Source organism: Streptomyces orinoci, from assembly GCF_003121295.1.
Taxonomy (GTDB): Bacteria; Actinomycetota; Actinomycetes; order Streptomycetales; family Streptomycetaceae; genus Streptomyces; species Streptomyces orinoci.
In genome coordinates, this window is sequence record NZ_PHNC01000006.1 from 385481 (window position 1) to 411356 (window position 25876).

A 25876-nucleotide genomic window follows, 5' to 3' on the forward strand; every position below is an offset into this window, starting at 1 on the left:
GGCCGAGGATGCTCACGGCTGCTCCGGCTTGAGGACATAGCCCACCCCGCGCACGGTGTGGATCAGTGGCGTCCGCCCGGCGTCGATCTTCTTGCGCAGATAGCTGATGTAGAGCTCCACCACATGTGCCCGGCCACCGAAGTCATAGGACCAGACCCGGTCCAGGATCTGTGCCTTGGACAGCACCCGGCGCGGATTGCGCATCAGAAACCGCAGCAGCTCGAACTCGGTGCGGGACAGTTCCACCACCGTGCCGCCCCGGGTGACCTCCCGTGCCTCCTCGTCCATCACCAGGTCCCCGGCCACCAGCAGGCTGCCGCCCGGGGAGCCGGTCATCCCGGCCCGGCGCAGCAGTCCGCGCAGCCGGGCCAGCACCTCCTCCAGGCTGAAGGGCTTGGTGACATAGTCGTCGCCGCCCGCGGTGATCCCGGCGATCCGGTCCTCCACCGCGTCCCGGGCGGTGAGGAAGAGCACACAGACCTCGGGCAGTAGGGCCCGCAGCTCGCGCAGCACCCGCAGCCCGTCCATGTCCGGCAGCATCCAGTCCAGCACCACGGCGTCCGGGCGCAGCGAGCGGGCGGCGGCCAGCGCCCCGGCCCCGTCCGCCGCGGTGCGCACCTGCCAGCCCTCGTGGCGCAGGGCCCGGGAGAGGACCTCGGTCAGATCGTCCTCGTCATCGACGACCAGGACCCGTACGGGCGTGCCGTCGGGCCGGAGCAGGGCGCGGGGCCGGGTGTGGTTCTCCATGGCCCTTCAAGGATCCCCTGCCGCGACGGGTGCCGGTGCACGGATTTCCCTATGAGTTCCTTCTGAGGACGCCCGCCGCCCGGCCGCTCAGAGGGTTCTCAAAGGAAGCGCTGCCAGGCTGGCGCCCGGCCGAGCGACCCGCCCCGCCCTGGGGAGGCTCCGCCACGCGGAAGAGGGAGCGCTTATGACCGTCCACCGGCAGCGAGTGAGGATCACCCCGCTCGCCGCCCAGACGCTGATCTGGGCCGGTGCGGCCGGGGTCACCGGCCTGTGGTGGTCCGACACCACCTCTGTGGTCGGCACCGCGGGCTGGCTCACCGGGGCCGGCCGGATCACCGGTCTGCTCGCCGGATACTCCTGCGCCGTGCTGCTGGCCCTGATGGCCCGGGTGCCGGCGGTGGACCGTGGAGTGGGCACCGACCGGCTGGCCCGCTGGCACGCGGCCGGTGGCCGCTACACGGTGGGCCTGGCCCTGGCCCATACCCTGCTGATCATCCTCGGCTACTCCCGGACCACCCGCTCCGGGCTGGTGCACCAGACCACCACCCTGGTCCTGGACTACCCGGAGATGCTCAAGGGCACCATCGGCTTTCTGCTGCTGGTGGCCACCGGAGTGATCTCGGCGCGCGCCGCCCGCCGCAGGCTCGGCTATGAGACCTGGCACTATCTGCACTGGGCCACCTATCTTGCGGTGTTCCTGGCCTTCGGCCACCAACTGGCCGACGGCGCCGACTTCGTGGGCAACCAGAAGGCCCAACTGGCCTGGTACGCGCTCTATCTGGGAGTGGCCGCCCTGCTGCTGTGGTACCGCTTCATCCTCCCGGTGCGCCGCGGGCTGCGGCACCGGCTGCGGGTGGCCGGGGTACGGCCGGAGGCGCCCGGGGTGGTCTCGGTCTATCTCACCGGTGAAGGGCTGGACCAACTGGCCGCCGAACCGGGGCAGTTCTTCCGCTGGCGGTTCCTGACCCGCGGCCTGTGGTGGACGGCCAACCCCTACTCGCTGTCCGCCCCGGCCCGGCCGGACCTGCTGCGTATCACCGTCAAGGCGGCCGGAACGCACAGCGCCGCCGTGGCCCGGCTGGCCCCCGGCACCCGAGTGTGGGCCGAGGGCCCGTACGGGGCGTTCACCGCCGCCGCCCGCCGCGGGGAGCGCAAGACGCTGCTGCTGGGCGGGGGCGTGGGCATCACCCCGCTGCGCGCCCTGTTCGAGACCCTGCCCGGCGAGGTGACCCTGCTCTACCGGGCCCGGCGGGCCGAGGACCTGGCGCTGCGCGGCGAACTGGAGGCGATAGCCGCGGCCCGTGGCGCCCGGGTGCACTACGCGGTGGACGGCCCGGCGGGCCAGGCGGTGCCGCTGACCGCCCGCTCCCTGCAACGGCTGGTGCCCGATCTGGCCGAGCACGAGGTCTACCTCTGCGGCCCGCCCGGCATGACCGAGGCGGCGCTGCGGGCCCTGCGGCGTGCGGGCGTACCCGGCCGCCGCATCCACCATGAGTCCTTCGCCTTCTGACCGCCGGCACACCGCTGCCCGACCGACGATTTAGGGAGCCTCCTATGCGCCGAGCCGTCCTGGCCACCGTCTCCACCGTGGCGGGCGTGGTACTGCTGCTGGCCCTCAAACCGCACCGGGCCACTCCCCCGCCCGTCGCGGTACCGCCGCCCGGCAGGACCCCGCCCGCCCACTCCGGCGGCGGCAGCCGCACCGGCACCTTCACCGGCCAGGTCATCGACACCCGCTATGGCCCGGTTCAGGTCGCCGCCACGCTCCGGCAAGGGCGGCTGACCGCGGTCAAGGTGCTCCAGACACCCTCCGACAACGGCCGTGACCAGGAGATCGCCGACTATGCGGTGCCCCGGCTGACCCAGGAGGCGCTGGGCGCGCAGAGCGCCCGTATCGACGCGGTCAGCGGTGCCAGTTACACCAGCGAGGGCTATATCCGGTCCCTGCAGAGCGCCCTGGACCAGGCCGGTGCCTGAGCGGGGGCGCGGCACGCGCCATGTGGAGCGGGTGATGGGCACCGTCTTCTCCTTCGATCTCCGCGACCCGGCCACCCCGGCCGTCACCCGGGCGCTGGCGGCGGCGGTGCGCCTGCTGCACCAGGTGGACGCGGTCTTCTCCACCTACCGGCCGGACAGCGCGGTCAGCCGGCTGGGCCGCGGTGAGATCACGGTGGACCGGTGTCCGCCCGAGGTCGGCGAGGTGCTGCGGCTGTGCGCCCTGGCCGAGCAGCGCACCGGGGGCTTCTTCAGCGCCACCGCCGCCGGCCGGCTGGACCCCTCCGGCCTGGTCAAGGGCTGGGCCGTGGAACGCGCCGCGGACCTGCTGCTCGCCGCGGGCGCGCGCAACCTCTGTGTCAACGGGGGCGGCGACCTGCGGCTGTGCGGCGAGGCGGCGCCCGGTGAGCCCTGGCGGATCGGCCTGGCGGACCCGCGGCACCCCGGGCGGCTGACCGGCACCGTCCAGGGCCGCGATATGGCGGTGGCCACCTCGGGAACGGCGGAGCGCGGCGCCCATATCACCGACCCGCACACCGGCCGCCCGGCCACCGCGCTGCTCGCCGTCACGGTCGTCGGCCCCAGCCTGACCTGGGCCGACGTCCATGCCACCGCCCATATGGCCCGCGGCCGCGCAGTACCGGTCCCCGGCTACCCGGCCCTGGCCGTCCACCCCGACGGCACCCGTACCGCCGACGCCCGCTTCCCCTCCGGGGACACCTCCTGACCGTGGGCATGGCCGAGTTCCCGCCGGGCCCGGCCACGGCCGGCGGGCTGCTGCGGGCGGGTGGCCTTCGTGGTGCACCGCGCGGTGGTCGCGGCGATTCTGGAGATGTGCCAAGCATTCGCTCTGGAGATGTGCCAACCATCCGCCCCGACCGGCCGCGTACCGACTACGCGGGTGCGATCTACGGTGCGCTCCTGGCCGCGTCCGTCATCGCCGGGACGGCGGGGTTCGGTCCGTTCTCCCGCCTGGGGCTGGTCCTGCTCCTTCTGGTCACCGGCCTGGTGTTCTGGGCGGCACATGTCTACGCCCGGCTGGCGGGGGAGCGGGCGCACGGGCAGCTCCTGACCCGGGGCGAGATACGCCATACGGCCGGCCAGGAGTGGCCGGTGGTCCAGGCCGCCGTTCCCCCGGCCCTCGCGGTGGCGATCAGCCCGCTGCTGGGGCTGGGACTTGCCGGAACGGCATGGTTCGCACTGGGGGTCGCCCTGGTCGAGCAGGTCGCCTGGGCGAGTGTGGCCGCTGCGCGGGCCGGGGCCTCTCCTCGGCTGGTCGCGCTCTCCGGCCTGGTGAACCTGGTGCTCGGTCTGGTCATCGTCGCCGCCAAGACGGCCGTCCAGCACTGAGCATGCCCGCGGCGTCTCCCACGGGGGGTGCCCGGAGGAGGTGTCCATGGCCGTAGGGCGCACCGGGTCGGCCGCCGACGCCGGACCAGACCCCGCGGCCGGCCACCACGGCCCTGCCGCGGCCCGGTGACGCTCCTCCGCCCGGAACGCCGGCACCGGAGAGCGGCCCTTCCGTCCTACAGGCCGCTGCGGATGCGGCGGCCGCTGATCGTGCCGACGGGAATGCGCACCCAGGTCTCCCGTTCGCCGCCCGCCCAGGACCGGGGGCCGTCGCCGGCGCCCAGACGCCGCTGTTCCTGGGGTTCGGTGACGGCTTGGGCCACTCCTCTCACCAGAACGCTCCACCCCTCGTTGCGCACCTCGTCGATCCTGTCGATCTCGAAGGCGACGGCGCCGCCGACCACACCGGAGAGCACGCCCCCGGCGGCCGTGCGGAAGACGATGGAGTCACCGACGAACCGGTAGTTGACCGGTGCCACCTCAGGACCTTCCGCCCTGGAGAAGACCACCCTGCCGATGCCGCCCGCAGCGAGCTTCTCCCGGCACTCCGGAAGGGACAGCCGCTCCAGGTGCGGGGCGGCCGCGAGGGAAGACCTGCCGGGGGGCTGTTCAAGGCCCGCACCCTGCAGCTCGGCGACGGAGGTCTCCAGCGCGCCCGCCAGGGCGGTGAGCGTCTCCCGCGAGACGCTGCCGGTCCGCGACTCCAGGTACGCGAGGTAGCCGGCGTCCATCCTGGCCCGGGCGGCCATCTCCTCGCGGGTCAGGCCCAGTTCCTCCCGGCGCCGGGCCACCCGGCGGCCGAGGTCGCTGCCGGAACGCAGCCGGCCGGAGCCGGCCTCGTCCGCTGGTTCCGTGGCCATGGCCGTGTCCCGCTTCCTTGTCGCAGCAGCACCTGCGCCCCATCTTCCCCAGCCCGGCCGCCGTCCGCATTCCGGCGCCATGCTCCCCCGATATGCCCCGGCGGCAGCGGCGAGGGATGGTGGATGCGGAAGCGTTGCGGCGACCGGTGAGGCGGTGAGCACGATGGGTCCTCCCGTGGTGGTGGGCATCGATGGATCGGACGGCAGCCTTGCCGCCCTCGACTGGGCCACCGAGGAAGCAACCAGGTCCGGCCTCCCCCTGCGGGTGGTCTACGCCTCCTTGTGGGAGCGGTACGAAGGTGCGGTGCCCTCCTTCGGGGACGAACGGCCGGCGGAGGAAGTGGCGGCCCAGCACATCGTCGCCTCGTCCGAGCAGCGCGCCCGGCAGCTCTCGCCCGGTCTGGGGGTGACCGCGGTGACGGTTCCGGACGACGCCGCGGAAGCACTGGTGGAGGAGTCGGACGGCGCCTCCCTCGTGGTGACCGGATGCTCCGGGCGCGGAGCCGTCAAGGGGTTTCTGCTGGGCTCGGTGAGCCTCGCCGTCGCCGGCCGGGCCCGCTGCCCGGTGGTCGTGGTGCGCGGCGAGGAGCGCAACATCAAGGGCATGAGCCACCGGGTCGTCGTCGGCGTGGGCGAGGCGGACGAGGCGGCCACCGCCGTGCGCTTCGCCCTGCGCGAGGCCGGGACCCGTGGGTGCGAGCTCCAGGCCGTACGGGCCTGGCGCAGCCCTCAGCAGCCCACGGACGCCCTGGGCGTGCTGGACTCCGCCGCCCGGTCCTACGAGGAATGGGCGAAAGCCGTCCTGGACGAGGTGCTGGAGGACGCCGTGACGGCCCACCCGGATGTCCCCGTCACCCGCACTGCGCTGGAGGGGCCGGCGCACCGGGTGCTGCTCGGCCCGGCCGCCGAGGCCGACCTGCTGGTACTCGGCGCCGCCCGGCGGCAGGAGGGGTTCGGGCTGCATCTGGGCCGGACCGGCCATGCGGCCCTGCACCATGCGCGCTGTCCGGTGGCGGTGGTGCCGCACGGGTGAGGGCACGTCTCCGGCACTGAGCCATGGCAGGGCGGCCCCCGGTGTGGTGTGATGGAAGTGGCGGGAGGACCCGCAAGGGACGCGGGGAAGCGGCTCGCGGCCGTGCACCGCGCAATCCGGATCCACGAGAAGCGGATGGGGCCCTCCCGTCGGCGTCACCGCCCCCCGCTGGGCGGTCCCGCACTGTCGAGGAGCGCGATGTCCACCGGCGGACGTGTCATTGGGCGCGTCATTCCCTTCTCCGGCCTGAGCCGCTCGGACGTACCCACGGTCGGCGGCAAGAACGCCTCGCTCGGCGAGCTCATCCGGCACCTGTCCCCCGCCGGTGTGCAAGTGCCCGACGGGTTCGCCACGACCGCCGACGCCTACCGCGAGTTCCTGTTGACCGATGCCCTGGGCGACCGGATCGCCGCACATCTGGCGCGCTTGGCGGCAGGTGCGGCGCTGTCCGACGTGGGCGCCGCCATCAGGGCCGATGTCCTGGCCACGCCCCTGCCGGCGGCGCTGCGGGAGGAGATCACCCAGGCGTACGCCCGGCTCGCCCGGCAGGCCGGGCGTACCGATCCCGATGTCGCCGTGCGCAGCAGCGCCACCGCCGAGGATCTGCCGGAGGCGAGTTTCGCCGGGCAGCAGGAGACCTTTCTCAACGTCCGGGGCGCGACGGGGCTGTTGGAGGCGTGCCGTCGTTGTTACGCCTCGCTCTTCACCGACCGGGCGATCGACTACCGGGAACGGATGGGTTTCGACCAGCTCTCGGTGGCGCTGTCGGTCGGGGTGCAGCTGATGGTCCGCTCCGACCTGGGCGGGGCGGGGGTGATGTTCACGCTGGACACCGAGACCGGGTTCCCCGGAGTGGTGGTGATCAACGCGGCGTGGGGCTGGGCGAGAGTGTGGTGAGCGGGCGGGTGGACCCGGACGAGTATGTGGTGTTCAAGCCCCTGCTGGCGGATCCGGACCTGGACCCGGTGATCCGGGTGGTCATCGGCGGCAAGCACGCCAAGGTGGTCTACGCCGAGGGCGGCCTGACCCGCGTGGTGGACACCGACCCGGCCCGGCGGGCGGCGCCCGTGCTCGACGGCACCGAGGCACGGCGGCTGGCCGAGTGGGCGGTGGCGGTCGAACGGCACTACGGCACGCCCATGGACCTGGAGTGGGCCAAGGACGGCCGGACCGGGGAGCTGTTTGTGGTGCAGGCTCGCCCCGAGACCGTACGGTCCCGGCGCCCCCCGGCCGTGCTGCGCCGCTACCGGCTCACCGGCACCGGCGAGCTGCTGGCCACCGGTGTGGCCGTGGGCGAGGCCGTGGGTGCCGGACCGGTGTGCGCGCTGGCGTCGCCCGTGGGGCTGGAACGCTTCCCCGGCGGCTCGGTGCTGGTGACGCCGGTGACCGACCCCGACTGGGAGCCGCTGATGAAGCGTGCGGCGGCGATCATCACCGACCATGGCGGGCGTACCTCGCATGCCGCCATCGTCAGCCGGGAGCTCGGCGTCCCGGCGGTGGTCGGCACCGGCGACGCCACCGCCGTCCTGGCCGATGGCCGGCCGGTCACCGTCTCCTGCGCCGAGGGCTCGGAGGGCCACGTCTACGCCGGGCTGGTGGGCTACGAGGAGTCGGACGTCGATCTCACCGGGCTGCCGGTGACCCGTACCCGGGTGATGCTCAATCTCGCCGACCCGGCCGCGGCGTTCCGCTGGTGGCAGCTGCCGGCGGACGGCGTGGGGCTGGCGCGGATGGAGTTCATGGTGGCCCATCAGGTGAAGGTCCACCCCATGGCACTCGTCCGGCCGGACCGGCTCTCCGCCGAGGAGCGGCGCTCGGTGGACGAGCTGACCGAGGGGTACGGCGACCGTACCGAGTACTTTGTGGACCGTCTGGCCCGCGGGGTGGCCACCATCGCCGCCTCCCGCTGGCCGTCCCCGGTGATCCTGCGCACCAGCGACTTCAAGACCAATGAGTACGCCAAGCTGGTCGGCGGCCGGCCCTTCGAGCCGGCCGAGGCCAACCCGATGATCGGCTGGCGTGGTGCCAGCCGCTACTACAGCGAGGGTTACCGCGACGGCTTCGCCCTGGAGTGCCGGGCGATCCGGCGGGCGCGGGAGGAATCCGGCCTGACCAATGTGGTGGTGATGATCCCCTTCTGCCGCACCCCGGGCGAAGCCGACCGGGTCCTGGAGGTCATGGCGCGGGAAGGGTTGCGGCGCGGTGCCAAGGGGCTTCAGGTGTACGTCATGGCGGAGATCCCGTCGAACATCGTGCTGGCCCGCGAGTTCGCCGAGCGCTTCGACGGCTTCTCCATCGGCAGCAATGACCTCACCCAGCTCACCCTGGGCGTGGACCGGGACTCGGCCGAGCTGGCCTCCGTCTTCGACGAGACCGATGCTGCCGTGACCCGGAGCATCGAGACCTTGATCACCATCGCGCACGATGCCGGCCGTCCGGTGGGGCTGTGCGGCCAGCGGCCGAGCGACGACCCGGATTTCGCCGCGTTCCTGGTCGGGGCGGGAATTGATTCGATCTCGGTGGCCCCGGACAGTTTCGTCGCGGTGAAGCAGCATGTGGCGGCGGCCGAACAGCGTTGAGGACGGCTGTTTCCGGGTGGTTCAGCGGACCCAGGGGCCCGTCAGGTTCCGGACGGCCGAGCCGTCGAGGTCGGCGAGCTTGACGCCGACGAAGTCGCGGGCCCACGCGGAGGTCTGGATCCGGAAGGCCGGGTGCTCGGCGGTCAGGGCCTCGATGACCGGGGCGGCGGCCTCGGCCGGGGTCTGGGCGTTGGCGAAGGACTGGCGGGTGCGGGCGAGGTACGCCTGAAGGGCCGGGGTGTAGGGCCCGGCCGTGGCGAGCACGCCGTCGAGGTCCTGGCCGAGGTTGGCGACGAACTCGCTGGCCACCGCGCCCGGTTCGACCACGGTCACCTCGACGCCGACGGTCGCGGCGACGGGTGCCAGGGACTCCATAAAGCCCTCGACCGCGAACTTGGCCGCGCAGTAAGCCTCGTTGAAGGGCTGGCCGACCACGCCGCCGACGCTGGTGATGGTGATCACTCGGCCCCGGGCGGCGCGCAGGTGGGGCAGTGCGGCGCGGGTGGCGGCCACCACGCCGAAGAAGTTGACCTCCATGGCGGCGCGGACGTCGTCGATGCTGCCCTGTTCGATGGTGCCGACCTGGGCCGCGCCGGCGTTGTTGACCAGCGCGTCCAGGCGGCCGTGCTCGGCGATCACCTCGTCCAGGCAGGCGGTGATGCTGCCGGCGTCGGTGACGTCCAGCCGCTTGACCTGGACGCGGTCGGCCACACCCGCCTCGGCGGCGGCCTGGAGCAGCGCCCCGGCCTTGCCGGTGTCACGCATGGTGGCAATGGCCGTCCAGCCCGCCTCAGCGGCGGCGACGGCGGCGGCCAGGCCGATACCGGAGGAGGTGCCGGTGATCAGAACCGTGTTCGAGGAGGTCATAGGGGAGGTCATAGGGATCTTCCTTGCCTGGTGGAGGGAGTGGACGCAGCCGTAAACGGGGAACTCCCCGCTTTACTCATCACGCTAACCGGGGAACTCCCCGGTTGTCCAGTTAGACTGGCCTTCCGACCAAAGGGAGCAGCCTTGACCAGCCAGCCGAGCCCGCTGCGGGCCGATGCCCGCCGCAACCGGGAACGCATCCTCGAAGCGGCCGTGCGCGCCTTCTCCGAGAAGGGCGCGGACGTTCCGATCGACACCATCGCCAAGGCCGCGGGCGTCGGCTCGGCCACCCTCTACCGTCACTTCCCCACCCGGGAGGCGCTCATCGAGGCGGCCTACCGCAATGAGCTGGCCCGGGTCTGCGACAGCGCGGCCAAACTGCTGGCCCGCTTCCCGGCGGACCGGGCGATGCGCAGGTGGATGGATGACTTCATCGACTATCTGGCCGCCAAACAGGGCATGGCGGACGCCCTGCGGGCCGCGGTCGCCTCCGGCGCGGATCCCTTCGCCCAGAGCATCGACAAGCTCAGCACCGCGATCGGCACCCTGCTGGACGCCGGCGCCGACGCCGGTCTGCTGCGGCCGGATATCGACCCACTCGACCTGGGCTTCAGCCTCGCCGGCATCTCGCTGATCACCAGCGTCCCCGCACAACGCGAACGGGCCGGCCGCCTCCTCGACCTCCTCCTCGACGGCCTCCGTTACGGAGCACAAAGCCCGGCACAGGGACCCGCACAGGGACCGGCACGGTGACCGCGCGGCCGACCGTACGACCGCGCCGGCCGAAATCCGGAGAGGCACGCCTACCGGGGTTTGCGCTGTGTGATCGGTATCGTCCGCCGCAATGCACCGGACGCCAAGGAGGGCCACATGGCCGACCGTCGGCACGGGTCTCCGCCGGACGATGGTTCCGCGTCATGGTCACCGGAGGCCGGCCACCCAGCTGAGCACGACACGGTGCGCCTCGCACTGGTGATCGGCGCTCTCGGCGTGGTCTTCGGCGACATCGGAACCAGCCCGATCTACACCCTCCAGACCGTCTTCAACCCCAGCGATCCGCACCCGGTCCCGGTCACCACGCAGAACGTCTACGGCGTGGTGTCGCTGGTCTTCTGGTCGGTGGTGATCATCGTTCTGGTCACCTATGTGCTGCTGGCGATGCACGCCGACAATGAGGGCGAGGGCGGCATCATGGCGCTGATCACCCTGCTGAGACGGGGGAGTTCACCGCGGAGCCGGCGCATCACCGCCGCGCTGGCCGCGCTGGGCATCTTCGGCGCGTCGCTGTTCCTCGGGGACAGCATGATCACTCCGGCCATCTCGGTGCTGTCCGCCATCGAAGGGCTCAAGGTCGTCGATTCCTCGCTGGCGAGTGCGGTGGTGCCGGTCACCGTGCTGATCATCGTGGTGCTGTTCCTGGTGCAGCGCAGGGGGACCGCGGCGGTGGGCCGGGTGTTCGGGCCGGTGATGATCGCCTGGTTCACGGCCATCGGTGCCTGCGGCGTCGCCGGCATCGCCGGCCACCCACAGATCCTCAGAGCCCTGTCACCCGTCTATGCCGTGGGCTTTCTGGCCGGCCACTTCGGCACCGCCTTCTTCGCCCTGGCCGCGGTCGTACTCGCGGTCACCGGTGCCGAGGCGCTCTATGCCGACATGGGGCACTTCGGCCGCCGGTCGATCACCCGGGCCTGGCTGTTTCTCGTCTTTCCCGCGTGCGTACTGAGCTACCTCGGCCAGGGCGCCCTGATCCTCGCCGGTCCCGGCAATGTCAGCAGCCCCTTCTTCCTCCTCACCCCCGACTGGGGACGGCTGCCCATGGTCCTGCTGGCCACGGCCGCCACGGTGATCGCCTCTCAGGCGGTCATCACCGGCGCGTACTCGGTCGCCTCCCAGGCCGCCCAGCTCGGCTATCTGCCGAGGCTGCGGATCGCCTACACCTCCGAGTCCACCATGGGCCAGATCTATGTGCCCTGGATCAACTGGCTGCTGATGGTCTCGGTCCTTACGCTGGTCCTCGCCTTCCGCAGCTCCACGGCGCTGGCCTTCGCCTTCGGCATGGCGGTCACCGGCACCATCACCATCACCACCCTGCTGTTCTTCTATGTCGCCCATGCCAAGTGGAACGCGCCGGTGTGGCTGGTCACCATCGGGGCGATCCCGCTGATCCTGGTGGACCTGCTGTTTGTGGCGGCCAACCTGACCAAGCTGGTGCACGGCGCCTGGCTGCCGCTGCTGATCGGCCTTATCGCCTTCACCGTCATGACGACCTGGCAGCGCGGCCGGGAACTCGTCACCGCGGAACGGGCACGGCACGAGGGCTCGCTGAGCGCGTTCATCGACGATCTGCGCAGCGGGAAGACCTCAACGCTCCAGGTCCCCGGCACGGCGGTGTTCCTCAACCGGGGCAAGGAGACCACGCCGCTGGCCATGCGGGCCAATGTCGAGCACAACCATGTACGGCACGACCAGGTCGTGATCCTTTCCATTGAGACCGAGCCCGTGCCCCGCGTTCCGGCCGGCCGGCGGATCCTCGTGGACGGCCTTGGCTACGCCGACGACGGGATCATCCATGTCACCGCCCGGTTCGGCTATATGGAGACGCCGGATGTGCCCAGCACACTGGCGATGCTCGCCCCGGACCAGGCCGAGGGGCAGCTGCGGCTCGGCCAGGCGTCCTACTTTCTGTCGAAGATCGACCTCAGGCGGGGGAAGGCGCCGACGATGGCGCTCTGGCGGAAGCGGCTGTTCATCGCGACCTCCTACATCACGGCCGACGCGGCCGAGTACTTCGGCCTCCCCCGTGACCGCACGGTCATCATGGGCTCGCATATCGAGGTGTAGGCATGGTGGCGGGGGTTCCCGGTCAGGATGGTGGCGGCTCCAGTCCAAGTGCCTTTCCGACAAAGGCCAGTTCGGCCTCCAGCGCGGTCACGATCGTCTCCTGGCGGCCGAATCCATGCCCTTCCTCGTCGAAGAGAACCAGGTCGCACGGGATCCCGCGGGCCGTCAGCCGCTCGGCCATGAGCGACGACTGCTCGACGGGCACCACGGCGTCCCGTCGCCCGTGCAGGAACAGCACCGGGGCGGTGATGGCGGCACAGCGTTCCAGCGGGGAGCGGCGCCGGTACTCGCCCTCGGCCTCCGGCCAGGGCCCGATGAGCAGGTCCAGCGCATGCTGCTCGAACTTGTGCGTATGCTCGCGCAGTTGGCGCAGGTCGCCGATGCCGAAGTAGCTGATGCCCGCCGCGAAGACGTCCGAGGCGGCGAGCGTGGCAAGCACGGTGAACCCGCCCGCGCTGCCCCCGCGCAGCACCATCCGTTGGGCATCGGCCTTTCCACAGGCGGCCAGCGTCCGGGCGGCGTCCACGCAGTCCGCCACGTCGGCAAGGCCCCAACGGCCGTCCAGCGCGGCGCGGTAGGCACGGCCGTACCCGGAACTGCCGCGCTGGTTGAGCTCCAGCACGGCGAAACCGCGGCTGGTCCAGTACCGGACGCCGGGCCGGTACTCGGCCAGAAACTGCGCGGTGGGGCCGCCGTGGCAGACCACGATGAGCGGCGGGGACGTCCCGGGCGGGCCCACATACCCGGGGTGCGCCGGGCGGTAGTACAGGCCACGGACCGGCCGGCCGTCCGCCGCGGTCAGGGTCAGCGGCTCGGGCCGGGACAGCCAGCGCGGGTCGGGCGCGGTGCCGGGCATATGCAGCACCTCATGCTCGTGCGCGGGGAGTTGGCCGTGCGCGCGGAGGCCGGCCCGGCACCGGCCTTGAGGACCGCGAGTAAGGCGGTGACCGTGTCCGTCCGGCCCCGGGGCAGGCAGACGGCAACCGGCTCCTCCGGCCGTACTCCGGCGTCCCGCAGGGCGAGCGCCAACCGGTCGGAGGCGGCGTGGAGTTCGGCGTAGCCGAGGGTCCGCCCGGCGGCGGTGACGGCGGGTGCCGAGGGCGTGCGCGCGGCCTGGGCGGCGATCAGGCCGGGCAGGCAGTGTGCGTCCCCGGGGAATTCGCCGGGGCACAGGGGAGGAGCGTCCGGCGACCGCCGGCCGCCATGGGCCGGTGCCGCACCCGCCCCGGTACTGTCGCTCACGCGGGGTCCTTTGTCCTTGAGTCGGAGAGCGCCGGCTCATCGGCCGCGGGCTCGGCGGCGAGCCGGGCAGCCGAGAGCATCAGCAGAGCGGCGCCGGACGAATACAGGGTCGCCACGACGGCGAAGGGAATCCGGGCGTCGAATGCCTGGAACGCCGGTCCGGTCATGGTGAGACCGAGCGCACCGGCCACCAGGGTCAGCGTCATAAACGCGGACATGGACTGCGGCCGCAGCCCGGGCGGGGTGCGGCGGGTCTGCAGTGCGGCGGTGGGGCCCTCGATGAACCCCATGAAGACCCCGCCCAGGCACAGGACAACGCCGAAGGTGACCAGGTGCACGTCGATCACCGCTGTCCAGAGCACCAGGGATTCGGCAACGGCCCCCAGGGTCATGAGCCTTATCGGCCGGACGGCCTTCATCAGGGGAATCACCAGGACATTGCCCAGTACGGCGCCGACGCCGAATACCGCCAGCAGTCCGCCCACGACGCGCGGGTCGTCGTGGTAGCGGGAGAAGGCCAGGATGGGGATGGCCGCGAAGACGCATTGCCAGGCCATCTCGAAGGCGATGTTGGCCACGGTCCACAGGCGCAGCACGCGATCCTGCCACAGGAACCGGATTCCCGCGAGCAATTCCTCCCCTCCGGTGGTCGAGGGCACGGCCCGGCCGGTCCTGACGAACAGGGAGATGAGCAGGAAGGACAGCCAGAAGCTGCCCGCGTCGATCCACAGCACGCGCTGGGCGCCGAAGGCCGCGACCAGGACGCCCCCGATGGGCGCGCCGATCAGGAGGGTGACCCGGTTGGCGGCCATCAGCAGTGTGTTGGCCCGGGTCAGCAACCGCTCGTCATCGCCGACCAGTTCGGGCAGGAGCACCCGCTGGGACGCGTAGTAGGGCGTGAAGAAACCGCCGATGAGGAAGACGAGCGCCAGCAGGACGGGGAAGGTGAGCCGGTCCAGCCAGTGCAGTAGCGGTACCAGCGCGACCAGCAGGGCCCGTGCGCCGTCGGCCAGCCGCATAAAGGCGCGGGTGCCCAGGCGGGCCGCGAGGACTCCGCCCGGAATGCCCCAGACCGCCATGGACAGCATCTGGACGGCCAGCACCATGCTCATGCGTGCTACGGAGCCGGTGGTGGCGAGGACGAACCATGGCAGAGCCACCCGGGTGATGAGCGACCCGGAAACAGACACTATCTCCGCACAGAGCAGGGCTAACAGCGGTCCCCGTTTTTTGGGCATCCTCAATTCATAGGGGACCGAAACTCGCCCCGTCAAGATCACTTTTTACGCGGTTGCACACCCCGGCTGTGACCCGCGCCCCTCGCGGAGAGATGGTTTCTGACAGCTCTTTACAGGTCCTCAACTGCCGGGTAGCGATGGCGCATTGGCGCCACCACCGCCCCCCTGCCCACCGCATCGCACCATTGGATTGAGAGCGAGGATTCGGCGAATTGTCGAACTCGGAGAACACCCCATGGATATCGCCGGAGGGCGCCGACGACTCATCACCGGTCATGAGTTCCGATGCCATCGGGACACTTCGCGGATTATTCGGCGAATTGCTGGGAATCCCGGCGGAACAGGTACCGGTCGATGTGTCCTTCGTGGAGCTCGGCGCCGACTCCCTGCTGCTGGTCGAGGCGACCGAGGTGATCGAGGACCGGCTGGGCGTGGATGTCCCCTTCCGGGATCTGCTGGAGACCTGCCCCGACATCACCTCCCTGGCCGGTTATGTGGCCGGACGAGGAGGCCGGGCCATGGCACCCGCCCCCTCCCCCGAGGCGCCGGTGCCGTCCCCCGCCGGGCCCGTCCCGGAACCGCCGCCCGCCACACCGCCCGCACTGGACGGACCGCTCCGGCGCGACGCACCCGGCGCACTCCTGGGCGGGAGCGCCGACGACGGTGCCGGACCGGCTCTGGAGCGCGAGGTCATCGGGCTCCAGCTGGAGGTGATGCGCCAACAGCTGGACCTGCTGCGCACCCGCGGCGGCGGAACCGGCCCGTCCCCGGCACCGCGGCCGCCGGCCCGCACGGCCGACGCCGCCGGCCCCGCCCTTCAGGCCCCGCCGCAGGCTCTCGGCCCCTACCGTCCCATCGAGGCCGGGCGCGGGCCCGCGCTGAACGCGGTGCAGGCCCAGCACGTCAAGGCCCTCGTCACAGCCCTGGAGGCGCGGACCCCGGAGTCCAAGCGCCTGGTGGCCCGGCAGCGGAACCACGCCGACAGCCGGATGTCGGCCGGGTTCCACGCGCTGTGGAAGGAGATCGTCCATCCCATCGTCGCGGAGCGGGCCGAGGGCTCGCGCTTCGTCGATGTGGACGGCAACTCCTATGTGGACATCTCCATGGATTTCGGCGTCAACCACTTCGGTCACAACCCGGCGTTCATCCGGGAGGCCATTGCCGGGCGGCTGGCCGACGGGATGCCCCTGGCGCCGTACAACACGCTGGTCGGTCCGGTGTCCGCGCTCATGGCCGAGCTGACCGGACTGCCTCGTACCGCGTTCCAGAACTCCGGCACCGAGGCCGTGATGGTCGCGGTGCGCGCCGCCCGCACCGTGACCCGGAAGCCGAAGATCGTCATCTTCTCCGGTTCGTACCACGGCACCTTCGACGGCGTGCTGGTCCGCGGCAGCAACGACCCCTCCCGCCCGCCGGGCACCGCGGTTCCGCTGACCCGCGGCATGCCGCCGTCCATGGCCCAGGACGTGCTCATCGCCGGCTTCGCCGACCCGGCGGCCCTCGACCTCATCGCCTCGCACGCCGACGAGATCGCGGCCGTCCTGGTCGAGCCGGTGCAGAGCCGGATGCCGCACATCCAACCGCTGGCCTGGCTGCGGGAGTTGCGGGAGCTGACCGCCCGCCTGCACATCGCCCTGATCTTCGACGAGGTCATCACCGGCTTCCGCCTGCACCCTGGCGGCATGCAGGCGCTCGGCGGAGTACGGGCGGACCTGGCCGTCTACGGCAAGGTGATCGGCGGTGGCATACCCATCGGCGCCGTCAGCGGGACCGAGGAATACCTGGCCCCGATCGACGGCGGCCTCTGGGAGTACGGTGACGACTCCTGGCCCGGCGCCGAGACCATGGTGTTCGCCGGGACCTTCTCCAAGCACCCCCTGGCCATGGCCGCGGCCCACGCGGTCCTGCTGCGTCTGAAGGAGGCGGGGCCAGGGCTCTGGGACGACCTGGACGCCCGGACCGCCCGGCTGCAGACGCGCGTCAACGAGTTCCTGGAGCGCGATGGCATACCGCTGCGGGTGGAGCGCGCCGGATCGCTGTTCCGCTTCTTCTTCGGGCGCGGCTTCGGCTACCCCGACCTCTTCTTCCACCACTTGCTGAACAGGGGCGTCTACGTCTGGGAGGGGCGCAACTGCTATCTCTCCACGGCCCACACCGACCAGGACGTGGACCTGGTCGTCGAGGCGGTCCGGGCCACCGTCGAGGACATGGCCGCCGACGGCTTTGTGCGGGGTGGCGGTGAGTGAGACCCGGAAGCCGGACCTGGCGGCGGCCCGGCGCGACCTCCTGCGGCGCCGGCTGGCCGGCCATGCGGCCACGGCCGCCGCGGCCGCCCCGGCACCGGCCGCGGCGCTCCCCTCCACGGCGGCCCGTGACAGCGGCCGTCCCGCCTTGTCCTCCGCCCAGCGCCGGATGTGGTTCCTCGACGGGCTGCTCCCCAAGGGCTCGGCGTAGCGCGGCCCGCTGGACCCGGATGCGCTGGACCGGGCCATTACGCTTGCCGTGGCCCGGCACGAGGCGCTGCGGACCCGGTTTGTGGCCCGTGACGGTACGCCCCGCGTGGTGGTGGCCGGGCCCCCGGCGAGCGTGCTGGAGATACGGGACCTGTCCGGCCACCCCGACCCGGAGCAGGCGGCCCGCGAGCAGGCCGCCGCAGCGGCCCGGCAGGCCTTCGGCCTGGCGGCGGATCCGCTCTTCCGGGCCGGCCTGCTGCGGCTGGCCGCGGAGGAGCACCTGCTGGTGCTGACCGTCCATCACAGCGTCTTCGACGCCTGGTCCCTGGACATCCTGGCCCGCGAGGTGTCCATGGCCTACGCCGCCTTCCGCGCCGGGGAGGAGCCCGAGCTGCCCGCGCTTCCGGCGGGCTATTACGAGATGGCCGCCGACCAGCTCGCCGCCCTGACGCCCGAGGCCGTGGCGGAGTATGTGGCCTATTGGCGCGAGCACCTGGGGGACGCGCCGCCGGAGCTGGAGCTGGCCGGTGACCGGCCCCGGCCACAGGTTCCCTCGTACCGGGGCGAGAGCGTCACCTTCGAGCTGGGACCGGAGCTGACCTCGGCCGTGCGGGAGCTGGCCGGCCGGCATCGCGCGACGCCGTTCATGGTGCTGCTGGCCGCCTACCAGGCCGTCCTCGCCCGCTGGGGCCGGGCCCGGCAGGTGGTGACCGGCTGCCCGTCGGCAGGGCGCACCGAGCCGGAGCACGAGGAGCTCATCGGTTTCTTCGTCAACCTTCTGCCGCTGCGGGCCGATCTGTCCGACGACCCCTCCTTCACCACCCTGCTCGACCGGGTGCGCACCGGCCTCCTGGAGGCGTACGCCCGTCAGGACCTGCCCTTCGAGCAGCTCGTGGACGAGCTCCGGCTGCCCCGGCGGCTCGGCGCCAACCCCCTGGTGCAGCACTCGTTCCAGGTGCTGCACGGCGGGGCCGGCGACGCACAGGGGCTGCCGGTGCTCCCCGGTATCGAGGTCACCCGGTACGAGGACGAGACCCAGACGACGCGCTTCGACCTGGAGTTGTATGTGCTGGACAGCGGCGGCGATACGCTGCGCGGCCATCTCGTCTACGCCACCGACCTGTTCGACGCCACCACGGCGGCCAGGTTCACCGAGCACTACCGCACCTTCCTCACGGCCGTGTGTACAACCCCCGCCGTCCGCGTGGCCGATGTGCCGCTGACCGGCGCGGACGAACGGCGGCTGCTGGCCGGGTGGAACGCCACCGGGCGCGAGGTCGCGCCTGGCTCCGACCCTGTGCGGGCGCTGGCCGAGGTGGTGCGAAGGGCCCCGCAGGCGATCGCCGTCACCGCGGGCGGGCAACGCCTGACCTATGGCGAGCTGGACGCCAGGTCGGACCGCCTGGCGGCGCTTCTCCGGCGGCGCGGCGTGGGGGCCGAGACGGTCGCCGGCGTACTGCTGCCGCGCGGCGCCGACTTGGTCGTCGCCTGGCTGGCCGTGCTCAAGGCCGGCGGCGCCTATCTGCCGCTCGACCACCGTCTGCCGGCCGCCCGGATGGAGTTCATGCTGCGCGACGCCCGCGCCGTGCTCGTCATCACCGAACCGGGCCTGGCCACTGCCCTGCCCGCCGGGACCGTCACCGTGACCTGCGCCGACGCCGAACGGGCCGCAGACGGGACGCCACTGCCCGGGGCGACGGCAGATGGCCCGCCGCCCGCCGCCCTGATGCATGTCCTCTACACCTCGGGCACCACCGGGCGGCCCAAGAGCGTCGCCATCGAGCGCCGCTCCTTCGCCAACCTGCTCTCCTGGCATCTGCGGGAGCGTTCGTTCGGCCCCTCGGACGTGGCCACCCAGGTCGCCAACATCTCTTTCGACGCGGCCGGCTGGGAGATCTGGGGGGCGCTGCTGGCCGGCGCCCGGCTGGACTTCCCGCCGGACGACACCGTCCCGTCGGCCGAGGAGATGGCCGGCCATCTGGCCCGGACCGGCACCACGGTGGCCTTCGCCACCACGGCCATGGCCGAGGAACTGATACGCCACCCGCTCGGCCGGAACACCGCCCTGCGGACCCTGCTGACCGGCGGCGACCTCTTCCGGCCGCGGCCCACGGACGCCCCCGGCGTCCCGGTGGTCAATGTCTACGGCCCCACCGAGGCCACCGTGCTGGCCACCGCCACCGAACTCACCCTGCCCACGACGGCCGGGGGGCGCATCGGCCGGCCCATCGACAATGTCCGCGTCCATGTGCTCGACGACCGGCTCCGGCCGGTGGGCATCGGGGTGCCCGGCGAGATCTTTCTCGCCGGGGCGGGCCTGGCCCGCGGCTATATCGGTGCCCCGGCGCTGACCGCCGAGCGCTTTCTGCCCGACCCGCTCTCCCCCTCGCCCGGCGGGCGGCTGTACCGCACCGGGGATCTCGGGCGATGGACCGGCGACGGCGAACTGGAGTTCCTCGGGCGCGCGGACCGCCAGGTGAAGATCCGGGGGTACCGGGTCGAGGTGTCCGAGGTGGAGACCGCCCTGCGGGCCCTGTCCGGGGTACGCGACGCGGCGGTGGCCCCCGCGACGGTGGCGGGCACCACCCGGCTGGTCGCCTGGTACGTTCCCGAGGGCGCCGACGCCCCGGCCCGGGACGAACTACGGGATCTGCTGGCGCCCGTACTGCCGGAGTTCATGCTCCCCGACCTGTTCGTCGCCCTGGAGCGGATGCCCACCACCGCCTCCGGGAAGACCGACCGCGGCGCCCTGCCCCTCCCCGAGGGACCGGCCACGCCCTATGTCCCGCCCGCCACCGACTGCGAACGGGCCGTCGCGGCGGTCTGGTCGGACGTACTGGGCAGGCCCCGGGTCGGCGTCCATGACGACTTCTTCGAGAGCGGCGGCCACTCGCTGATCGCCACCCGCATCACCGCGCGTCTGCGCGACCTCTTCGGTATCGATGTGCCGCTGCGCCTGGTCTTCGAGCGGCGGACCGTCGGGGCTCTCGCCCGGGCCGTGGAGGAACTCGTCACCGCGGAGGTCGAGGCCATGTCCGAGGACGAACTGCTGGCCGAGCTCGACGCCCTGGAGGACCGGAAGTGACGCCCGAGGAGACGGTGACCGACCTCACCGACCCCCGCACCTTCGACGAACAGGACCTCGCCGGCTACTGGCGGCGGCTCAGGGCCGAGGAGCCCGTCCACTGGCACCCGCCGGCGCCCGGCAGGCCCGGCTTCTGGGTCGTCTCCCGCCACGCCGACATCCTGCCCGTGTACCGGGACAACGAGACGTTCACCTCGGAACGCGGCAATGTCCTTACCACCCTGCTCTCCGGCGGCGACTCGGCCGCGGGCCATATGCTGCCGGTCACCGACGGGCACCGCCACCGTGAACTGCGGAAGATCATCCTGCGGGCCTTCGCCCCGCGAACGCTGGACCGGGTGGCCGCGACGGTCCGGGCGAACACCCGCGCCCTGGTCGCGGCGGCCGTCGAGCTCGGCACCTGCGACTTCGCCACGGACATCGCCGACCGCATACCCATGGGTACGATCTGCGACCTGCTGGGAGTGCCCACCGCGGACCGCCCTTTCCTCCTGGACCTGACGCACCATGCGCTCAGCTCCGACACCAAGGGCGCCGACGAGCGGGAGGCGGTGGGCGCCCGCAATGAAATCCTGCTGTACTTCGGGGAGTTGCTGGAGCAACGCCGTGCCGCGCCCGGCGAGGATGTCATCAGCATGCTGGCCCACAGCGAGATCGACGGGCGCCCGCTGCCGGAGGACGACATCGTCCTCAACTGCTACAGCCTCATCATCGGCGGGGACGAGACCAGCCGGCTGTCGATGATCGAAGCGGCCGCCGCCCTGGCCCGCCACGGCGAGCAGTGGCAGCGGCTGCGGGACGGCCGCGTGGACCCCGCCACCGCGGTGGAGGAGGTCCTGCGCTGGGCCTCCCCCACCCTGCACTTCGGCCGCACCTGCACCCGGCCGGCCCGGATCGCCGGGACGCCCATCGCGGAGGGCGACATCGTCACCCTCTGGCACTGCTCCGCCAACCGGGACGAGACCGTATTCGCCGACCCCCACGCCTTCCGCCTCGACCGCACCCCCAACAAGCACCTGGCCTTCGGCCATGGACCGCACTTCTGCCTGGGCGCCTACCTGGCCCGGGTGGAAATCGGCGCACTGCTCACGGCATTGCGGGACTTCGCCGATGACCTGGAGGTCACCGGCGAAGCACGCCGCATCCACTCCGCTTTCCTCACCGGCTACAGCAGCCTGCCGGTGCGGTTCCAACGGAAAGCGGCAACAGGGACCCGCCTATGAACGCGAACGGCGGCGGACTGTCCAGGGTGCGCGCGTACTACCGCTCGGCCGACGCACACGATGCACCAGGAGCCGGTCCCTGCGCCGCTCGATGGCCGGGCATCGGGGCCCGGACACGGGGCTGGTGCGCGGAACGCCCTTCCCCGATGATGCCGTTGTGCGGGAGGGACTTCCCGGGTACTTCCCGTCGTCGGCACGTCGGTGGGCGGAAGAGGCAGTTGATGAAGTTCGAGGACCGTGTTCCCTTCATGGTCCGGTTGGATGCCGAGGACCGGCAGGCCCTCTTCGAGAGCGGGACACCCCTCACCTTCGCGGCACGGCAGGTGCTGATGCAGGAGCACGAGCCCTCCGCACACGCGCTGATCCTTCTGTCCGGCTGGACGAAGGTGACTTCGGCGGCCGCGAATGGCTATGAGGCACTGCTGGCGCTGCGGGGTCCCGGCGACATCGTCGGCGAAGGGGCCGTACTCAGCGGACGTCCCAGAGGGGCGACCGTGACGGCGCTGAAACGCGTCGAGGCCCTGGCCATCGACGCCGGCCGGTTCAGCAGGCTCCTCGAGGAACGCCCCGGCATCTCGCGGAAGTTGCTGGCGCTCACTGCGGACCGGATGCGCGACAGCGACCGTCGGCGTGTGCAGTACGCGGCCCTGAACGTGCAGGAGCGTCTGGCCCTGTTGCTACTGGAACTGATGGGCAGTCATGGGGAGGACACGGAGAACGGCGTACAGCTGACGCCCGGACTGACCCAGAGCGAGCTGGCCGGCTCGGTGGGCGCCTCCCGGGAAGCGGTGGCCCGGTTGCTGAAGGGACTGCGGGACCGTGGCATCGTGCGCACCGGGCGGCGGGGGCTGGTGGTGGTGCGACCGGAGGTGCTGCGGAGGATGGCCGGCCAGGAGTACCGATAGCGCGCGTCCGGCGTCATGGTTCCCCAAGGCCGGCACGCACAGGTGCCGTTGTGTGCAGATGGTCACATTCGCAGTGTGCTAGGTTCCATCGCCTCCAACTCGATTCCGGTGGCACCTTTTCGGTGTCCCGAAGGCCTTCACCGGCCTGTGTCTCCAGTGGAAGGCGGCCATGCGCGAGCCTGTGAACCGGACCATCCTGCTCCTCGACATCGAGCAGTTCAGCCGCCGTGACGACGTGGTGCAGGCCGTCCTCCGGCGCACCCTGAACACGGTCACCGACCAGTTATCCGAGGCCGCGGGAGTCGAGGCCACCCAGCAGTACCGCGAGGACCGCGGTGACGGCCTGATCGTGCTGATCAGTGGCGACGTGGCCAAGACCGCGGTGCTTCGCTCGCTTGTCACCGTCACGCCCGAACTCCTCCGCGACCACAACCGCTTGGCGTCGGCCAGCGCACAGATGCGACTGCGGATGGTGCTCGCCGTCGGGGAGGTCGCTCACGACCCCCAGGCGGGCACCACGGGAGGACTCGTCGGACACGACCTCAACCAGGCCTTCCGGCTGCTCGACTCCGATGCCCTGCGCACCGCCCTCGCCGAGCAAGCGGACCCGGACTGCGTCCTGGCCGTGAGCGATGCGGTCTACCAGGGGGTCATCCGTCATGGCCATCACGGGGTCCGGCCCGAGCTCTTCCGGCGAACGGACGTAAAGGTCAAGGATGGTGTGCTGTCGGCCTGGCTCCATCAAGCAGGGCCACCGTCGGCGCCGGGGACGGCGGCCGGTGAACTGCCGCCCTCGGCGGGCCGGCCCGGGCCGGCGTCCGCTGACTCGCCGGTACCGGGAAACCCGGCCCAGCCCCGGCCGCACCAGCCGCAACCGCAGGAACAGCGCGGCGGTGCCGTGTTCCACTTCAACGGCGCCCCGGTGGTGCACGGTTCACTGGTCGGTGGCGACCAGCACGGCGTGAGCGGCGGCCAGGTGACCGGCAATGTGGCCCTCGGCGGGACCGTCACCGGACCGGCCCCGGCCACGCCCGCCGACGATGCCCGGCCCGGGCAGTCCGAGCACGGGAGCCGGTCATGAGCACACCGCACGAGCAGCAGAACGCCGCACAGTTCACGGATCCGCCGGGACATACGGGGGTTGCCCCGGCGGATCCCGCACCCGGCATGCACCCCACGCCGGACCCCGGCTCCGGCCCGGACGGAAGCGACAACAGCTCCGAGGCGGATGCGGAGGAGGCGGCCGAACACGCCTGGGACTCCCTCAAGGATCTCTACCGCCACAGTCCGCGCATCATGTTCGGCCGCTCCGCACAGCTGGGCGGCTCGCTGGTCGGCGGTGACCAGCACGGGGTCAGCGGCGGCCAGGTGACCGGTGATGTGATCCTCGGCGGCAGCAAGATCGAGTACCACTGGGACGGCGACAGCGAAGAGAGGTCCGGCGAGATCCGCGTGGCCAAAGTCGAGGCGCTGGCCCGGAACTTCGTCTTTCCGCGATGTACGGAGGGCGCCGCACCGAGTCAGGAGGCGCACCGTCCGGACAAGCCGGTGCCTTCCGGTGGCGGCGCGCAGGCCGGCGAATGGGAACCGGGCAGTCCCTTCGATCTCGCGCTCAGCAGTCTCCGTGAGCATCGCGTCGCCGTCCTTTCCGGCCCTGCGACAACCGGACGTCAGGCCGCGGCCCTTATGCTGCTGCGCGCCGTGGGTTCGACCGGCTACCGGGCCCTGGATCCGACGCTCTCCCCGGGCCGCCTGGCCGGCGAACTCCGTGACAGGTGTGGGCATCTCGTTGACGACTTCCCCACCACGGCCGAACGTCCCCTGCGTGAGCACCACTTACTCGCCCTGAGCGAGAAACTGCGGGCAGTGGACAGTCATTTGGTCATCGTGGTCGGACCGCATCCCGTCGTCCACGGCGCGTTCGGGCATGTGGCCTGGCAGCCGCCCGAGCCCGCCGAGCTGCTGCGCGGGCATCTGCGTCACAAGGACTTGGCCGGTCGCGGCGTCGATGAGCTCCTGGCGCTTCCCGAGGTGCAGTCGGTTCTGGGACACCGCAGGCCGGTGGCCGATCTGGCCGTCTTCGCCGACCGGATCGCCGCATACACCCAGGGGACCCTGTCCCTGTCCGATCTCGCCGGCTTCGGCCACTACGCCGCGGAGCGGCAAGTGCGGACCTGGTTCGACGGTACGGAACAGAGCCTGCACGACAAGGCGTTCCTGATCGCGCTCGCCACCTTCGACGAGGGCCCCTATCCCCTCACGGCCGAACTGAGCGACGTTCTCTTCGGCTTGCTCCAGCGCATCGAGAATCCCGGTGAGCCGGCCTGCATCCCCGTCTTCGGCACCTCGAGCGCCCAGCGCGTCGAGCACGCCCAGGCCGAGCGGTACCAGGAGGCCGAGGAGACCGAATGGGGCCCGGTGCTCCAGACGAAGGTGCAGTTCCGGGATCCTTACACGGCCATCACGCTCCTCCGCGAGATCTGGACCGGCCATCCGTCGGCCCGCCCGGCGCTCGTGGCCTGGCTGCGCCGCCTGGCGAAGGACCCCCGTCCAGTGGTGCGCACCCGGGCGGCCTCAACGGCGGCGGTGCTGACCCGGTCCGACCTGCCGTCGGCCATGGCCCTGCTCATCCGGCCCTGGGCCATGGAACAGCACTTCCGCGCCCGGCTGGCCGCCGCCAACGCGCTCGCCCTGGCGCACCGCCTGGGCGCGCCCCATGTGCCGCGTATCCTGCGGGAGTGGTGCACCGCCGCCGACCACCGGCTGCGCTGGACGGCGGTCCGCACTTACGCACTCGTAGGAGAGGCGTTCCCCGCAGAGGCCGTCGAGGCGCTCAAGGACGCGGTGCACGGCATGGAGACGCGAGGCAGGACGGCCCCTGCCTGGCCGGAGGAGCTCGACGAACTCGCCCAGTCCGCGGCCACCTTGCTGCTCGCGGTCGGCCAGAACGACGACCATGGGAAAGCCGGCAGTGCCGCAGCCGAACTGTGGCCCCAGTTCGTGCCGTTGACGCGCAGCGCCCCTACCCGGGAGTTCGCGCTGCGCACGTTCGTCCACGCCTGCGGCCCGACGGACACTGCCGGTGACGCGGGCCGCCCTCTGCTGCTCGACCTGTTCTGCCGAGCAGAGGCGACGGCCGGTACTCCCGGTGCACTGCTCCGGCAGTCGCTCGCCGCCATGTGGCGCAGCGTCCTGAACGACCCGCTGTGCTCCGTGTCCGGCCTTGAGGCCATGCGCCGCTGGGTCCGGGCGGCCGAGAACGACCCGGATGCCGAACACGCCCTCGCCGAGTTGCTTCCGGCCCTTGCCGTATCGGTCGAGGACACAAAGCGGCTCGCCTATCTGCTGGAGAACCTGCGGGGCGAGGCGGCTTCCGCTCCCCCTGCGGTGGCCCTCCGGCTGCTCGGGGTCCTGTCCCCCGCACACACGCCGACGGCCCCGAGGCCCAGCTGATCAAC

Annotated in this window: 20 protein-coding genes and 1 pseudogene; 15 read left to right on the forward strand and 6 right to left on the reverse strand. The window is 71.9% G+C overall.

The window, feature by feature from the left end; all coding sequences use genetic code 11:
- Positions 1-12: 12 nt before the first annotated feature.
- Complete coding sequence (locus tag CV755_RS03685) at positions 13-747, reverse strand: response regulator transcription factor (RefSeq protein WP_109278646.1); 735 nt, start codon at positions 745-747, stop codon at positions 13-15.
- A gap of 184 nt (positions 748-931) precedes the next feature.
- On the opposite strand from CV755_RS03685, the gene CV755_RS03690 reads away from it, so the two are divergent.
- From CV755_RS03690 to CV755_RS03705, 4 genes are all read left to right on the forward strand, one after another.
- Entirely contained in the window at positions 932-2257 is a 1326-nt protein-coding gene (locus CV755_RS03690) for a ferredoxin reductase family protein (RefSeq protein ID WP_109278647.1), read from the forward strand.
- A gap of 44 nt (positions 2258-2301) precedes the next feature.
- A complete protein-coding gene (locus CV755_RS03695; RefSeq protein ID WP_109278648.1) occupies positions 2302-2724 on the forward strand; it encodes an FMN-binding protein in 423 nt (140 codons plus the stop codon).
- The gene (locus CV755_RS03700) at positions 2717-3469 is read left to right on the forward strand and encodes an FAD:protein FMN transferase (protein ID WP_422070499.1); all 753 of its coding nucleotides are present in this window, start codon (positions 2717-2719) and stop codon (positions 3467-3469) included. Before CV755_RS03695 ends, CV755_RS03700 begins: the two co-directional genes overlap by 8 nt.
- Positions 3470-3600: 131 nt before the next feature.
- Entirely contained in the window at positions 3601-4092 is a 492-nt protein-coding gene (locus tag CV755_RS03705) for a hypothetical protein (RefSeq protein WP_193553337.1), read from the forward strand.
- A 176-nt stretch (positions 4093-4268) separates the two neighbouring features.
- On the opposite strand, the gene CV755_RS03710 is transcribed toward CV755_RS03705, so the two are convergent.
- Positions 4269-4952, reverse strand: a complete 684-nt coding sequence (locus tag CV755_RS03710; RefSeq protein WP_241560954.1) for a helix-turn-helix domain-containing protein — start codon at positions 4950-4952, stop codon at positions 4269-4271.
- Between the two features lie 163 nt (positions 4953-5115).
- Here CV755_RS03710 and CV755_RS03715 point away from each other — a divergent pair, with 163 nt between their 5' ends.
- Entirely contained in the window at positions 5116-5985 is an 870-nt protein-coding gene (locus tag CV755_RS03715; RefSeq protein WP_109278652.1) for a universal stress protein, read from the forward strand.
- A gap of 198 nt (positions 5986-6183) precedes the next feature.
- Positions 6184-8564, forward strand: a pseudogene (gene ppsA / locus CV755_RS03720) (phosphoenolpyruvate synthase).
- Positions 8565-8585: 21 nt separating this feature from the next.
- Here ppsA and CV755_RS03725 read toward each other — a convergent pair.
- Entirely contained in the window at positions 8586-9431 is an 846-nt protein-coding gene (locus CV755_RS03725) for an SDR family NAD(P)-dependent oxidoreductase (protein WP_109278653.1), read from the reverse strand.
- A 144-nt stretch (positions 9432-9575) separates the two neighbouring features.
- On the opposite strand from CV755_RS03725, the gene CV755_RS03730 reads away from it, so the two are divergent.
- Positions 9576-10184 carry a TetR/AcrR family transcriptional regulator gene (locus CV755_RS03730; RefSeq protein WP_109278654.1) on the forward strand — a complete coding sequence of 203 codons (609 nt, stop codon included), beginning with the start codon at positions 9576-9578 and terminating at the stop codon, positions 10182-10184.
- A gap of 117 nt (positions 10185-10301) precedes the next feature.
- Positions 10302-12272: a potassium transporter Kup gene (locus CV755_RS03735; RefSeq protein ID WP_109278723.1), complete on the forward strand. Its 1971-nt coding sequence runs from the start codon at positions 10302-10304 to the stop codon at positions 12270-12272.
- Positions 12273-12294: 22 nt separating this feature from the next.
- On the opposite strand, the gene CV755_RS03740 is transcribed toward CV755_RS03735, so the two are convergent.
- From CV755_RS03740 to CV755_RS03750, 3 genes are read right to left on the reverse strand one after another with little or no spacing between them, the layout of a single operon-like run.
- A complete protein-coding gene (locus tag CV755_RS03740) occupies positions 12295-13128 on the reverse strand; it encodes an alpha/beta hydrolase family protein (protein ID WP_109278655.1) in 834 nt (277 codons plus the stop codon).
- Entirely contained in the window at positions 13077-13514 is a 438-nt protein-coding gene (locus CV755_RS03745; RefSeq protein WP_109278656.1) for an AMP-binding protein, read from the reverse strand. Before CV755_RS03745 ends, CV755_RS03740 begins: the two co-directional genes overlap by 52 nt.
- Positions 13511-14752, reverse strand: a complete 1242-nt coding sequence (locus CV755_RS03750; RefSeq protein ID WP_109278657.1) for an MFS transporter — start codon at positions 14750-14752, stop codon at positions 13511-13513. Before CV755_RS03750 ends, CV755_RS03745 begins: the two co-directional genes overlap by 4 nt.
- Before the next feature lie 275 nt (positions 14753-15027).
- On the opposite strand from CV755_RS03750, the gene CV755_RS03755 reads away from it, so the two are divergent.
- The 7 genes from CV755_RS03755 (at position 15028) to CV755_RS03785 (ending at position 25871) form a co-directional block, all read left to right on the forward strand.
- Positions 15028-16998 carry an aminotransferase class III-fold pyridoxal phosphate-dependent enzyme gene (locus CV755_RS03755; protein WP_109278658.1) on the forward strand — a complete coding sequence of 657 codons (1971 nt, stop codon included), beginning with the start codon at positions 15028-15030 and terminating at the stop codon, positions 16996-16998.
- Positions 16991-17206, forward strand: coding sequence for a hypothetical protein (locus CV755_RS03760; protein WP_153068569.1), 216 nt, complete (start codon positions 16991-16993; stop codon positions 17204-17206). The genes CV755_RS03755 and CV755_RS03760 overlap by 8 nt, the downstream gene beginning before the upstream one ends.
- Positions 17207-17215: 9 nt before the next feature.
- Positions 17216-20290, forward strand: a complete 3075-nt coding sequence (locus tag CV755_RS03765) for a non-ribosomal peptide synthetase (RefSeq protein WP_277751777.1) — start codon at positions 17216-17218, stop codon at positions 20288-20290.
- Complete coding sequence (locus tag CV755_RS03770; RefSeq protein ID WP_109278661.1) at positions 20287-21513, forward strand: cytochrome P450; 1227 nt, start codon at positions 20287-20289, stop codon at positions 21511-21513. The genes CV755_RS03765 and CV755_RS03770 overlap by 4 nt, the downstream gene beginning before the upstream one ends.
- Positions 21514-21734: 221 nt before the next feature.
- Positions 21735-22418: a Crp/Fnr family transcriptional regulator gene (locus CV755_RS03775; protein ID WP_109278662.1), complete on the forward strand. Its 684-nt coding sequence runs from the start codon at positions 21735-21737 to the stop codon at positions 22416-22418.
- Between the two features lie 169 nt (positions 22419-22587).
- Positions 22588-23499, forward strand: a complete 912-nt coding sequence (locus CV755_RS03780) for a hypothetical protein (protein ID WP_241560956.1) — start codon at positions 22588-22590, stop codon at positions 23497-23499.
- Positions 23496-25871 carry a hypothetical protein gene (locus CV755_RS03785; protein WP_109278663.1) on the forward strand — a complete coding sequence of 792 codons (2376 nt, stop codon included), beginning with the start codon at positions 23496-23498 and terminating at the stop codon, positions 25869-25871. Before CV755_RS03780 ends, CV755_RS03785 begins: the two co-directional genes overlap by 4 nt.
- The last annotated feature ends 5 nt before the right edge of the window (positions 25872-25876 follow it).